The sequence below is a fragment of the Deltaproteobacteria bacterium genome, assembly GCA_026388415.1.
In the GTDB taxonomy this organism is placed as follows: Bacteria; Desulfobacterota; Syntrophia; order Syntrophales; family JACQWR01; genus JAPLJV01.
Genome location: JAPLJV010000044.1, coordinates 33,589 through 47,388 on the forward strand (window position 1 = coordinate 33,589; position 13,800 = coordinate 47,388).

At 52.8% G+C, this 13,800-nt stretch carries 12 protein-coding genes; 9 read left to right on the forward strand and 3 right to left on the reverse strand.

Going from position 1 to position 13,800, the window contains the following annotated elements; genetic code table 11:
- Nucleotides 1–82 precede the first annotated feature (82 nt).
- Nucleotides 83–352 (reverse strand): DUF350 domain-containing protein, encoded by a 270-nt coding sequence (locus NT140_09820; GenBank protein MCX5832163.1) that lies wholly within the window; start codon nt 350–352, stop codon nt 83–85.
- Nucleotides 353–414: 62 nt separating this feature from the next.
- A complete protein-coding gene (locus tag NT140_09825; GenBank protein ID MCX5832164.1) occupies nt 415–972 on the reverse strand; it encodes a LemA family protein in 558 nt (185 codons plus the stop codon).
- A gap of 540 nt (nt 973–1,512) precedes the next feature.
- Here NT140_09825 and NT140_09830 point away from each other — a divergent pair.
- From NT140_09830 to NT140_09870, 9 genes are all read left to right on the forward strand, one after another.
- Nucleotides 1,513–2,562, forward strand: coding sequence for a radical SAM protein (locus NT140_09830; protein MCX5832165.1), 1,050 nt, complete (start codon nt 1,513–1,515; stop codon nt 2,560–2,562).
- Between the two features lie 56 nt (nt 2,563–2,618).
- Nucleotides 2,619–2,861 carry a 4Fe-4S binding protein gene (locus NT140_09835; GenBank protein ID MCX5832166.1) on the forward strand — a complete coding sequence of 81 codons (243 nt, stop codon included), beginning with the start codon at nt 2,619–2,621 and terminating at the stop codon, nt 2,859–2,861.
- Nucleotides 2,858–4,000, forward strand: coding sequence for a 2-oxoacid:acceptor oxidoreductase subunit alpha (locus NT140_09840; protein MCX5832167.1), 1,143 nt, complete (start codon nt 2,858–2,860; stop codon nt 3,998–4,000). The genes NT140_09835 and NT140_09840 overlap by 4 nt, the downstream gene beginning before the upstream one ends.
- Nucleotides 4,000–4,833, forward strand: a complete 834-nt coding sequence (locus tag NT140_09845; protein ID MCX5832168.1) for a 2-oxoacid:ferredoxin oxidoreductase subunit beta — start codon at nt 4,000–4,002, stop codon at nt 4,831–4,833. Before NT140_09840 ends, NT140_09845 begins: the two co-directional genes overlap by 1 nt.
- A 2-nt stretch (nt 4,834–4,835) precedes the next feature.
- On the forward strand, nt 4,836–5,438 hold the full coding sequence (locus tag NT140_09850) for a 2-oxoacid:acceptor oxidoreductase family protein (protein MCX5832169.1): 603 nt from the start codon (nt 4,836–4,838) through the stop codon (nt 5,436–5,438).
- 259 nt (nt 5,439–5,697) lie between these two features.
- A complete protein-coding gene (locus NT140_09855) occupies nt 5,698–8,079 on the forward strand; it encodes a PAS domain S-box protein (protein MCX5832170.1) in 2,382 nt (793 codons plus the stop codon).
- Between the two features lie 230 nt (nt 8,080–8,309).
- On the forward strand, nt 8,310–9,605 hold the full coding sequence (locus NT140_09860; protein ID MCX5832171.1) for an ATP-binding protein: 1,296 nt from the start codon (nt 8,310–8,312) through the stop codon (nt 9,603–9,605).
- Nucleotides 9,606–9,995: 390 nt separating this feature from the next.
- Nucleotides 9,996–11,213 (forward strand): 1-acyl-sn-glycerol-3-phosphate acyltransferase, encoded by a 1,218-nt coding sequence (locus tag NT140_09865; GenBank protein ID MCX5832172.1) that lies wholly within the window; start codon nt 9,996–9,998, stop codon nt 11,211–11,213.
- A gap of 12 nt (nt 11,214–11,225) precedes the next feature.
- Nucleotides 11,226–12,500 carry an MFS transporter gene (locus NT140_09870; protein ID MCX5832173.1) on the forward strand — a complete coding sequence of 425 codons (1,275 nt, stop codon included), beginning with the start codon at nt 11,226–11,228 and terminating at the stop codon, nt 12,498–12,500.
- Nucleotides 12,501–12,506: 6 nt separating this feature from the next.
- Here NT140_09870 and NT140_09875 read toward each other — a convergent pair whose 3' ends face one another.
- Entirely contained in the window at nt 12,507–13,694 is a 1,188-nt protein-coding gene (locus tag NT140_09875; GenBank protein ID MCX5832174.1) for a hypothetical protein, read from the reverse strand.
- Nucleotides 13,695–13,800: the final 106 nt, after the last annotated feature.

A 13,800-nucleotide genomic window follows, 5' to 3' on the forward strand; every position in this document is an offset into this window, starting at 1 on the left:
TTTTGATTACTATGACGCGCCAGAGACCCCAACCAGCTCAGTTTGGATCTGCTTAAAGAGGCTTCTGTTTAACGAAGTCAAACTAGTGCAGTGCGGCTATGATACCGCCCAATACAGCAGCAGCCACAACAATGCTCAACCCAAGGATGCAGGCGCCCACCACCCTGCCGAAATATTCCGCCACAGCCACATTTCCGCGGACGATCTCCTTCTCTTCGTCAATGTTCGGCGTCAATCGGTCCATCAGCTTTGGCACGATGGCCGAAGCCAGCAGCACCAGAGCCATGCCGACCAAGCCACCAACCAGAGAAAAGATCATAGACCATCCAATGTTGCTCAATGTCGCTACCATACAGCCCCCTTTCTCATACTGGACAAAACGCTTCCGCCGCCGTGACCTTCAGCATGGATTGATTAAAACTTAACTTGTGGAACCGCACGTTCCTCGGCGCTTTCCATGTAGAAGAAAGCCTCCGTCTGGAAGTTGAACATATTAGCAATCAAGTTGCCTGGGAACATCTCCACCCGGTTTTTGTATCGCATGGCTGCATCGTTGTAATACTGACGGGAGAAAGCGATCTTGTTCTCCGTTGATGTAAGCTCCTCCTGCAGTGCAATGAAGTTCTGGTTGGCTTTCAGATCCGGGTAGGCCTCAGCCAGTGCGAAGAGAGATCGCAAGGACTGGGTCAATGCGTTTTCGATCTTTGACTTCTCTTCGACACTTCCCTTAAACGCTGCCGCCTGCTGGCGGGCCCTGACTACCTCATCGAGGGTTTGCCGTTCGTGGGCGGCATAGCCCTTGACGGACTCGATCAGGTTGGAAATCAGGTCATGACGCCGCTTAAGCTGTACATCAATGGCGCTCCAGGCATTTTTGACCTCATTCCGGGCGCCAACGAGACTGTTGTAGAGGATCATGGCAAGAATGCCCAAAACGACGAAACCAACGATCATTATTATGAAAATCATCATGCCTCCTTTCAATCGAGCAGAGCAGTACCTAACGATGCTACGGGTTGAGTTTTGTTTTCTCCGTTTGTCGCTTGCTTCCCGACGGTGCCACTGACTTCTACAGATTACCGTTCGAAATGTTGTATGGGCTCGATAAATCAAAAAAATGACGGTACGGGAAGGAGCTCTCAAGCCCGATCATCACCCGAAAATGCTATCTTTCATCTGTAGCTCAATAATATACCTTGATTAAAAAAATGGCAACTTGTATTTGGACACTTGCATTTGGACGGAACAGGTGTTGGTTCATGGAAACAAGACATACGCCAGAACTGGTCACCACCTTGATAACCATTGATTCCTGATCGAAGAAATGGCTGCCCTTTCTGTGTGGTTAAAGGCGAATTGTAGGCACAGTGCCTACAATCGGAATTGACCTGATTTATTAAGTTGTTGCGGCTTCAGGACACGATCGGTAAAGTTGTCTGAATAGCTGTCTGAATAGCTTGAATAAGAGAGTATTTTGCTGTATATCATTGCGAGTGAGAGGGCGTAAATATCATGTATGAACAAGGAGTCATAAGGCCGCCCAGCGAGGCGTCGAGCCTGCTGGTCAGAGTTACCAGAAATTGCCCGTGGAATAAGTGCGTTTTCTGTCCGGCGTACAAAGGGACCAAGTTTTCACTAAGGACAGTGGTGGAAGTCAAAAAAGATTTAGACATTATGGCGCAGGAGTATCAAGGTTATCCTGTCCGGACGGCCTTTTTACAGGACGGGGACACCCTCGTATTAAAAACGGAAGATGTCTTGGAAATCTTGCGCTACATCAAACAAAAATTCCCCGCCATGGAACGGGTAACATCCTATGCCAGGGCGACAACGCTCAGGAAAAAGAGCGTAGCAGAGCTGAAACAATTAAAAGACGCCGGATTAACAAGGATACATGTCGGCATGGAAAGCGGCTCGGAAAAAGTACTGAAATTGATCAATAAAGGAATAACGCCGGAAGATATTGTCGCAGGCGGCAAACATGTTAAAGAAGCCGGCATTGAACTCTCCGAATATATCATGCCCGGCCTCGGCGGCCGTACTTTAAGTGAAGAACATGCCTTGGAAACGGCAAGGTTATTGAATATGATTGAACCGGATTTCATCAGGGTGCGCACCTTCGCCATGCATCCCAGGTCTCCCATGCAGAAGATGGTTGAAAATGGGACTTTTGTTCCGATGACCGACGAGGAGATTGTGACCGAGATCAGGCTGCTGGTGGAAAATCTCAGCGAAATGCCCGCCTATTTCTCCTGTGGCGATTTCAGCTTGAATCTTTTGATGTATGTGGATGGGTATCTCAATGCCAATAAGGCAAAAATGTTGAGTGATCTCGATTACTATCTGTCTCTTACCAAGGAGCAGAAACAGGCATACTCACTGCTGAGGCGGGGTTCCCACATAAATCATCCTGCCGATGTGGTCCGTGATGAAGAGTTGATGAAAAGGGTTCGTCCCGAAATTGAGAAAAGGGAGAAAAGCGGCCCGGATGGGTTTAATCAATACATAAGTTATCTGATGACCTATCAGCTCCCCCAGCCACAGACGGATGACTGGCAGTGAAACCTGTATATCGGGCGAAAAGAATCAGCGCCCCAGTGTGAGGCTTTTGTAAGACCATGAAAAAATCGCTGACCGACGACAAGACCGAGATAGACATCTTCAAGGCCTGGTGCAAGTCCTGCGGCATCTGTGTGGCCTTTTGTCCCTCCGGCGCTTTGGCTATTGATGACGCAGGGGCGCCCTTTGTGAAGGACGCTCAAAAGTGCGTCCGTTGCGGTCAGTGTGAGCTGCGCTGCCCCGATTTTGCCATCAGTGTATCGCCTCCGCGGGAACCAGGCAAGGGAGATAAGGTGCAATGAAAAAACGAAATCCTCAGGAATACCTGCTGCAGGGCAACGAAGCCATTGTCGAGGGCGCCCTCCGGGCCGGCTGCCGCTTTTTTGCCGGCTATCCTATCACTCCGGCCACGGACATTGCCGAACTGCTTTCCGTCCGGCTCCCCCTCGTTGATGGGACCTTCATTCAGATGGAAGATGAAATCGCCAGCTTGGGCGCCGTTATCGGGGCATCGCTCGCCGGCCTCAAATCCATGACCGCCACCAGCGGCCCCGGCTTTTCATTGATGCAGGAGCATTTAGGATTTGCCATGATGACGGAAATCCCCTGTGTCGTAGTCAACGTCATGCGGGGGGGGCCAAGCACGGGCCTCCCCACCTCACCCTCGCAGGGCGATGTCATGCAGGCGCGCTGGGGCGTCCACGGCGACCATCCGAGCATCGTCCTGTGCCCCTCAACGGTACGGGAATGTTATGATCTGACCATCCGCGCGTTCAACCTCTCGGAAAAATACCGCAATCCTGTGATCCTGCTGCTGGATGAGGCCGTTGCCCACATGCGGGAGAAGATGACGCTCTCCGCCCGGGAAGACATCGAGATATGCGATCGTCCGAGGCCGACGGTCCCCCCGGAGTGGTATATCCCCTACGAGGATACGCCCAGGGGAATACCGGCCATGGCGGATTTCGGCAGCGGGTACCGTTACCATGTAACCGGTCTTGCCCATGATGTACGGGGCTTCCCAACCTCGCGCCCCGATGAGGACGGTCCCCTGATTATGCGTCTCCTCCGGAAGATCAGCCAGAATCTGGGGGATATCCAGACAGCAGAACTCTTCGCCACGGAGGATGCCGAGATTACTGTTGTGGCCTATGGCTGTGTGGCTCGTTCCGCGAAGCGGGCGGTGCGGGAAGCGCGGGCGATGGGCATCAAGGCCGGGCTGCTCCGCCCCATCACCATCTGGCCGTTTGTGAGGTCTTCGCTTACGGAAGTGCTGAAGACTTCACGCATATTGGTCGTTCCGGAGATGAATATGGGGCAGCTCTCCCGCGAGGTGAAACGCGTCAACCCCGGAGTGGCGAAGGTGTTCACCCTGAACAAGGTGGATGGAACGATTATCACCTCCGAAGAAATTCTCCGGAAGATCAAGGAGGTAGCGTGATGCCGGAATTCACCAAGCTGATCCATAAGTACCTGCGCCACGACAAGAAATTCCCCCACGTATGGTGCCCGGGATGCGGAATCGGGACTATGCTGGGCGCTCTGATCCGGGCCATAGACCGGATCGGTTACAGCAAGGACGAGGTGGTAATCGTATCCGGCATCGGCTGTTCGGGAAGACTGCCGGTCTATGTGGATTTTCACACGCTTCACACCACCCATGGACGGGCGCTCACCTTTGCCACCGGGATTAAGCTGGCCAAGCCCGATTTGAAGGTGATCGTGATCATGGGCGATGGTGATGCCGTCGCCATCGGCGGCAATCATTTCATCCACGCCGCCCGCAGAAATATTGACGTCACGGCCATTATCGTGAACAACCAGATTTACGGGATGACGGGCGGTCAGATCTCGCCAACCACGCCCAGCGGCATGAAATCCACCACCACGGTTTATAATAGCATCGAACAGGCCTTTAATATTGCCGATCTGGCGACAGTGGCCGGAGCTGCTTTTGTGGCCAGGGGAACGGTCTATCATGCCAAACAGCTCGATGCCCTGATGGAAAAGGCGTTTTTGAAGCCGGGGTTTTCCGTGGTAGAGGTGATATCCCATTGCCACACCCATTACGGCAAACTTAACCGTATGGGATCGGCTGTGGAAATGCTGAAATGGCAGCGGGATCACGCCGTATCGGTGGAACGGGCGACCGACTTGAAACCGGAGGAACGGGTGGATAAGATCATAACCGGTGTTCTGGTGGACAGGATTATCCCCTCGTACCATGACTTGTATGCTGATTTACGAAAACGGGCCAGGGGAACGGAGGAATAGACATGGCGTGGCGTTATGAGATCCGTCTGGGCGGTTCCGGAGGACAGGGCGTGATCCTGATGGGGATTATACTGGCAGAAGCGATAGGCCTGTATGAAGGCAAATACGTTACGCAGATCCAGAGTTACGGTCCGGAAGCGCGGGGCGGGTCCAGCAAGGCAGAGGTGGTTATCAGCGATGAAGAGATAGATTATCCCGAGGCGGAGCACCCGAATCTACTGCTCGCCATGAACCAGAAATCCTGTGACGATTTCTTCAGCGACATGAAGCCGGACGGCTTGGTGATTGTGGATTCTACCTTCGTTTCCCAGTTTCCGCCGGTCGCAACCTTTGGAATACCCTTTACCAGCATCGCCCGGGACAAGTTACACCGGGAAGTGGTAGCCAATATAGCGGCCCTGGGCGCCCTGACCCAGCTTACCCCCTTAGTGTCTCCCCAGGCCATGCGCATGGCGATTGTGAACCGCACGCCCCGAGGCACGGAAAAACTAAATCTTGCCGCGCTGTCAGCCGGAATTCAGGCCGCCAAAAAAGCAATCAAGCAAGGTCCGACCAAGATGATTCCCGGCGATATTCCCCGCGATGGGCTGCTGGGTTATTATTGATCTGAAATATCACCTCCACATTCTATTTGTGCATCAGGGTTCAAGATTTGAAATGGCAATGTGCATGCAAGCGACTATTCCATTTGACACATAACCCAAACTGTGTTTATCCACAGCAGCAGAATCTATACTGTCTTGACGGAGTGGTCGGCACATGCCGTTTCGCTGAGCGATAGTGTGATTGTTTCTATCAAAAAATCAGACGCTGGCAGTGGGAAAAGGGGGGTGGACATCAACCTCTCGAAAGGAGTCGCAGCACATGGAGAAAGGGACAATGAGTAATTTCTTTAGAAGTTACGGAAAACATATCGTTATTCTCTTTCTTTTCATAGCGGTCGGCAATGTCCTGCTTTATATAACCTATGAGAATGTCAGGCAGGAAATGATCGAGGGTCTCAATGCCAGACAACTGATACACGCGAAGCAGGCTGCCAGAGGCATTGAGACTTTTTTGGGCGATAACATCAATATTCTGCAGAATTATTCAAAAAATGAACACCTTGTCGCCATAGATGAATCAGGAAAAAGATTGATGCGTGAATTTCTTTCGTCCCACGTCGGAGGGGTAAGCATCATCTCTAGAGAGGACAGCCATGGCCGGATTCTTTACGCCGAACCTTACGACCGGAAGGTGATCGGTCAGCCTGTAACAAGAATGGAAGATTTTCTGAAAGCCAAGCGCACACATCAAATCACTGTCAGCGACGTCTTCACAAACCGGCGTGGTTTCCAGTCCATAATTGTTCGTGCCCCCATTTTCAGACGTGGCTCTTTTGATGGCACTTTAGCAATGCTATTCTCATTCGATTTCATCGCCAAGCGGTACATAGATGATATCCGGATCGGCAAGGATGGTTATGCCTGGGTGATCAGCAGGAATGGCATTGAACTCTCCTGTCCGGTCCCTGGTCATGTGGGCAACTCCGTCTTCGACAATTGTCGGAAATTTCCCGACATCCTTGCCATGGCGCAAAGGATGATCCGGGGCGAGCAGGGTGTTACGACTTACTTGTTTGATCGAATACGGGGAGACGCCGTCAGTAAAACGATCAAACACGCCGTGTTCATGCCCATCCGCGTGGGAGATAACTTTTGGTCCATTGTGGTTGCCACTCCCGAGGACGAGGTTACAAGTACCCTAAGTGGATTCCAGGACAGGATCTTATTGATCGCCATTTTTTTCGTAATCGGCATTGGATTCTTCCTCTATATGTTAATTAAGACCGGGATTGTCATTAAAGAAGTGGAGCGGAGACGTAAGGTTGAGGAGGAGTTGCGGAAGAGCGAGAAGCGCTTCCGGGAGTTGGCCGAACTGTTGCCTGAAGCCGTTTTTGAAACAGATGCACAGGGCACTCTGACCTTTACTAACAAGAATGCCTTTGATCGCTTTGGATATACCCCAGAGGACTTTGCGGGTGGTTTGAATTTGTTGGACACGGTTACTCCCCATGACCGTGGTCGGGCATTGGAAAACACCCAAAGAATGATGAATCGGGAAAATATTGGCTCGAACGAATACACAATGCAGAGAAAGGATGGGACTATCTTCCCGGCCATGATCCATTCAACGGCCATTATCCAGGACGGCAAGCCTGTCGGGTTGCGGGGTTTCGCTATTGATATCACCGAGAGCAAGCAGGCGGAGGAAGCATTGCGGGAGAGCGAAGAGAAATACCGCTCTATCTTTGACAATGCCATTGAAGGTATCTTCCAGACAACGCCTGAAGGACGTTTTCTTGCTGTCAATCCCGCCATGGCACGTATACACGGGTTTGCATCCCCGGAAGAGATGTTAGCGGGTATTACCGAAATCGGTAAGCAATTGTATGTAAATCCTGAAGACAGAGAAAAATACCTCGGTTACCTCAATGAAAATGGAGAAGTAAATAATTTTGAGGCACAGGTATACCGGACAGACGGGAGTACCATATGGACATCAGCCAGTACCCGTGCCATGAATGATGCCGCCGGGAACATCTCCCGTTTAGAAGGTACGGCAGTGGACATCACCTACCGCAAGCGAGCGGAGGAGGAACTTCAGCGTACAGTCGAAAACCTCAGAAGAGCGGTTCAAACGACCATCCGGGTCATGGTATCCGCCGTGGAAACACGAGATCCCTATACCGCCGGTCACCAGGTCCGGTCCGCGAATCTTGCCCGGGCCATCGCCATGGAGATGGGATTGCCGCAGGAGAAAATCGCCGCCATCCGGATGGCCGGTTCGATCCATGACATTGGCAAACTATCCATCCCTGCTGAGATATTGTCGAAGCCTACCAAGCTGTCGGAAATCGAGTTTTCGTTGATTAAGGAGCACGCCCGCAGAGGATTCGAGATGCTGAAAGACGTGGAATCACCCTGGCCCCTGGCCGAGATTGTCTTTCAGCATCATGAACGAATGGATGGCTCCGGTTATCCAAGAAATCTGAAAGGGGATGAAATTTGCATGGAGGCACGCATTCTTACTGTTGCCGACGTCGTGGAAGCCATGGCCTCGCACCGGCCTTATCGTCCCGGTTTGGGTATTGATGCGGCTCTGGAAGAAATCGAGAAGAACAGAGATATATTTTACGACAGCGCCGTTGCCGATGCCTGTCTGAGATTATTTCGGGAAAAAGGGTTCAAACTTGAAGGAGCTTGATTTTAAACGGTTCAGATGATTGCCGAATGGGGCGCGTATCACCATGAGAGGCTGGAGCAGGCTCGTTACAGCTATCAGGTTGAGCGTGAGAAATCAGAATAACCCCCCTGTGATGGAGACTCAGAGTTGTCAATGCCGGGGGCAACGGAAAAGGGATTCCAGTTCGAGGCGCTAAGCTAAAATGGTTTGTTTTCATTGACAATGAAAACATTAGACGGTATTATTTCGCTATGAATGAAAACAATTGGCAAGCCAAGTGGTCAAAGGAACAGATCAGGGCCATGCTCCGGGAGCAGTTACAGACATTCTGGAAGCGGGAGACCGGTGTGGTTCGAGAAAAGCTCCCGCAACTGCTGAAAGCGGCCGCACTGCCCCACGCGGTGATCATCTCCGGTCTGCGCCGGGTCGGGAAGTCAACTCTGTTAGCGCAAATCGCCCACCAGTTGGGAGAAAACACCTTTTATTACCTTAACTTTGAAGATGAGCGCTTCCTCGGTTTCCAGGCCGAAGACGCCAATTCCCTTTATCAGGCGCTGATAGAAAGCTTCGGTGAGAAAACCGTCTTTATGATTGACGAAATCCAGAATGTCATCGGCTGGGAACATTTTGTCCGCCGCTTCATGGACATGGGATTGAAATTCTACATCACCGGTTCAAACGCCTCGTTGCTCAGTGATGAATTGGGAAGCCGCTTGACCGGTCGTTACCTCCCCTTCGATTTGCTGCCCTTTTCCTTCCGCGAGTTCCTGACTTTTAAGGGACATGATCTGCCCGATCTGGATCGCCTGACCACGGCTGAAAAAGCCCTCCTGCAGCGCCAGTTGGATGAATACCTCGAACAGGGCGGTATTCCCGAACCGGTCAAGTATCCCGATCTTCCGTTGCACCGGGCGCTCTACGACGACGTTTTGTACCGTGATATTGCAGCGCGCTATCGTTTCGATGACCTGAGGGCGTTGAAAGAACTAGCCTTCTATCTGATGAGCAACCCGGCGGGCATGATATCTTTCAATAAACTCAAAGGACAGCTTAAACTGGGCAGCGTCAATACGGTAAAGAATTATATCGGGTACCTGGAAGCCAGTTGGTTGCTGTTCACCATTAACGTCCATGATTACTCGGTAAAGCGTCAGCAGATTGCCCCGAAAAAGATATACGCCATAGACACAGGTCTGGCCCGCGCCGTGGGATTTGCCTTCTCCCCCAATCGCGGCAGATTGTTGGAGAATCTCATTTTCCTTGCCCTGCGGCGCCAGGGACGGGACATCTACTATCTTACCCTCAAGGACGGCTATGAGGTTGATTTTTATCTGCCTCATGCGGGTCTGCTCATCCAGGTCGCTGAAAATCTCCAACAGGAGCAGATCAGGGAAAGAGAGATCCGGGCATTGAAGGCGGCCATGTCGTCGTTGAATTTGCAGGAAGGCTTGATTCTAACAGCAAACGGAGAAGATTCTCTCCAGTCAGGCAACATGACCATTCATATACAACCGATAGCCACATGGTTGTTAAGGAATATATGTTAATCCGGATGTCCCCGGATTACACCCCCCTTCAATGGTCTCAAGTATTCCTTTGATGATTCATGACATAAGACCTTTGAATTTCTCTTGAATGCTGCAAAATCGTCATTCCGATGCAAATCGGAATCCAGTATTTTCAATACATTCTGGATTCCGGATCAAGTCCGGGATGACAAAATGAAGAGATTTTCAAAGGTCTCGACATAATCTCTGCATTTCATATTGCCTCCGCCGTTAAAATTAATTCTCGCAACTCAAATATAAGCCCAGTTCCGGGATTGTCAACGATGAATAGGTCTGCAGCACCTCACTGCGCCGCAAGGAAATGCTGTTCATTGATATCTGAATCATGTACAATGCCCGGCCGATGGAACAAGTTACCGAGAGACGTTGATGCAAGAGATAGTTATCGCCAAACCTTACCGTTTTGTACCGCCGCGCCACGGCAACTTCTGGTCGCAACTCCTGCTGCCGGCCCTGCCTTTCTACCTGCGCCAGAGCCATGGTGTGACCGCCGTCACCTGCCGAGGCGCCGACCACATTCGCGCCTCTCTATCCGCCGGTCACGGCGTCATCCTGGCGGCCAATCATACCCGGCCGTGCGACCCCTTTGTCGTCGGCTTGCTGGCCGAACAAGTGAACTGCCTGCTCTATATCATGGCGAGCTGGCATGTGTTCATGCAGAGCCGGTTCTATGCTTGGCTCCTGCCGCGCCTCGGGGTGTTCAGTATCTACCGGGAAGGCCTGGACCGGGAAGGCCTGAAATATGCCATCCGACTGCTGACGGCGGCCCGGCGGCCGCTGCTGCTGTTTCCGGAAGGCGTCCTTTCACGACACAACGATCGCCTAAATCATCTCATGGAAGGTACGGCGATCATGGCCCGCGCCGCGGCCCGGCAACGCGCCGCCCTCACCCCTCCCGGCCGGATCGTGATCCATCCGGTGGCTATCCGTTATGTTTTCGAGGGCGATATCGAGGCTACCGTAACTCCCGTCCTGGCAGATCTGGAAGCGCGCCTGGCCTGGCGCCCGCACCGGGAGCTGTTTCTGACCGAGCGGGTGCTGAAAGTCGGCAGTGCCATGCTGGCCCTCAAGGAGATCGAGTATTGCGGAGAGCCGCAGGGCGGTCAGATTGTCGCCCGCGTGCAGCAGCTCATTGAACGCATCCTCCGGCCGCTCGAGGAGGAGTGGCTGAAAGAGCGGCAAAGCGGCGACGTGGTCCATCGTGTCAAAGCGCTGCGGAAGGCCATCCTGCCCGACATGACGGGCGATGCCTTGCCCCCGCCGGAGCAGGAACGCCGTGAAAAACACCTGGCCGACATCTACCTCGCCCAGCAATTGTATAACTATCCGGCCGGCTATTTCACACCAGCGCCGACGCCGGAACGTATCCTGGAAACGGTGGAGCGTTTCGAAGAAGATACGACCGACATTGCGCGCATCCACAGGCCGCTCCGCGCGATCGTGGATGTCGGGGAAGCCATTGATGTGGCGCCGGAAGGTGAATATGGCAGCGACGGCGATCCGCTCATGGGTGAGATCAGGTCACAATTGCACGCCCTGCTGGCGGCATCGCTGGCGGAAGTGCATCCGGGCGCGGAGATGCTGTGAGCTGATTAATTTATGAATAAAAAACAGATCTTCAGTTGGTGCCTTTTCGATTTCGCCAATTCGAGCTATTCGGCGGTCATTCTGGCCGTCATTTTCCAAGTCTATTATATCAACGTTATCGTGGGGAATGCCGCAGGTCAAGGCGACCTCTGGTGGGGCCGGGCCATTTCGGCAAGTATGCTCCTGGTCTCGCTGACTTCACCTTTCCTTGGCGGCATATCCGACTATTCTGGTTTGCGCAAGCGGCTGCTGGCCCTCTACACGACGGTCTGCATTGCCGCCGTCGCGGGCTTCAGCCTCCTCACCGCCGGGGCGATCCTGCCGGGCTTTATTTTGATTGTGCTGGCCACCGTCGGCATGGAGGGCGGGCTGGTCTTTTATAACTCCTTCCTCCCCGAGATCGCGCCGGCCCATCATCAGGGGCGCGTGTCGGGCTGGGGTTTTGCCGTTGGCTATGCAGGTTCCATCATCTCCCTGCTCATCGCAATTCCTCTGGCAAAAACCGGCCGGTTTGAACTGATTTGGCTGATGGCGGCAGGCTTCTTTGCCCTCTTCTCTCTACCCGCCTTCCTTTTTTTGCCCCAGGATGTGCAGTCGGCAATGACCGCTTCCCAGGCCGGTCGCACGGGTATCAGTAAGGCTTGGGAGACCCTGCGGGAGATCTGGGGGAACAGGGAAGCCCGAAAGTTCCTTCTGGCCTACCTGATCTATGAAGACGGGGTGAACACGGTCATCGTCTTCTCGAGCAGCCTGGCCACCACTACCTTCGGTTTCCGGCAGAATGAACTGATTATCATGTATCTGGTGGTTCAGATCACGGCCCTCGCGGGTGCCTTTCTGCTTTCAAAACCAACTGACACCTGGGGACCGAAACGGGTGGTCAGCCTCTCCCTGCTGCTTTGGTGTATAGTTTCGATTTCGGCCTTCCTGGTCCAGGGGAAATCCTGGTTCTGGTTGGTGGCCTGCATTGCCGGCCTCGGTTTGGGATCGGTCCAGGCCGGCACCCGCGCCTTCTTCACCCAGTTCATCCCCAAAGGTAAAGAGGGGGAATACTTCGGCATCTATTCCTTAGTGGGGAAGACGGCGGCGATTATCGGCCCGCTCGTTTTTGGCCAGGTTTCCGTGGCCTTCGGCAGCCAAAGGCCGGCCATTCTCTCCATTGCCGCCTTTTTCATCGCGGGGCTCGCCATTCTCAGCCGCGTCAAAGGTGGCGGGCCGAATGTGCTGCGCCAGGCAGGAAATGGTTCTCTACTTGTGATTGATCAGCAGGCTGGTGGTAGTCCATGACGTCCCTTAATGGGTGAGATCATGCTCGGGCAGGTTATGCAGATGCCGGACGTATGAGCTCAGCGTCTCGGGCAGGTACCTTCCCCACAACTTGATCGGCGCCTGATCAATATCAATCCTGGGGCTGAATCCGACCGCGAAAAGGGATTCGACCAGGAACTCGACGTTCATAGGAATAAAGCCCCGGTAGTTTTTATTATCCCTCTGGGCGATTATCCTCTCCTCATGGATGCTGTTACCGAATTCGGATTCGACCATGTCCGGGAAGGTGGAGAGTATTAACTCGATGTTTATCTTCGACTCCGCATCGCCCAGGAAGAGTTCCAATCCCTTTTTCAATTCCTCTTCAGGAATTCCACGCCCCAGATACCGTACCCAGGCCATGTCCTCCCGATATCGTTGACAGGCATATTCAGCATCCCAGGGGACTTCAAGGATCATATTGGTGGCTTGATACTTGCCATTGAAGTCCTCCTGTTCAATAACCGTAATGTCCGGATTCTGCATCAGTGCGTTTTTGAGCTGCTGCAGATCATCGCTTTCTGCCACGATCTTTATCGCGCCCACGTCGTTTATCGTTGAAGCGGCTCTATCAAACCTGATACTACCGTCTCGAAAGCCCCCGGCGATGAACTCTTCCGCCCGGATGAATTCTGTTACCATGCCTTCAGCAGTGGTTACGAACCCGTCGAGTGGGACTCCTGAGAGTTGCGCCCTCTCCTGGGCCATTTCCTGAGCCCGTCCGATGACTTTTTCAAAAATCCAGTCAGCGATTCTGCGATTCGCTTTTTCAGCAATTCTTTTCGGTCGCTTCATTCTGAACGATCCAAGCAAATGATTCTGCTCATCAAGGCAGACCACTCCATTTATGGGGGCTTCCCGGTAGTAATAGTCCGGGTTTTCCCGGTAGCGATTAAAAAGCGCCGCCACCCGAGGCTGCGCATCCCGGTTATCATTGCAGATAATATCGCGCAGTTCCCCCTTGGAGCGGATGCACTGCTGATGGAATGGTCTCTGGTGTATCATGTTGAGCAGGCGCCTGGTCAGTACCGCCAGTGTTTCATTGATGACAAAGCCGTCACAGATGAGAATTTCGGTAAGGGAGCGGCAGTCACCCGGCTCCGGGCGATTACAGAACCAGCGTTCGGCAATATTGAACAAAGCATTCCGGTGTATAAATGAAGTTAGATACACGTTTGTACCCCTCCTGACCAAGCGATGTTATAATACGCGCTGCAGCGCCTAAGCGCAAATGGAATTTACGTGACGAAGCAAAACTATTTGACAGGTTATTTTACGG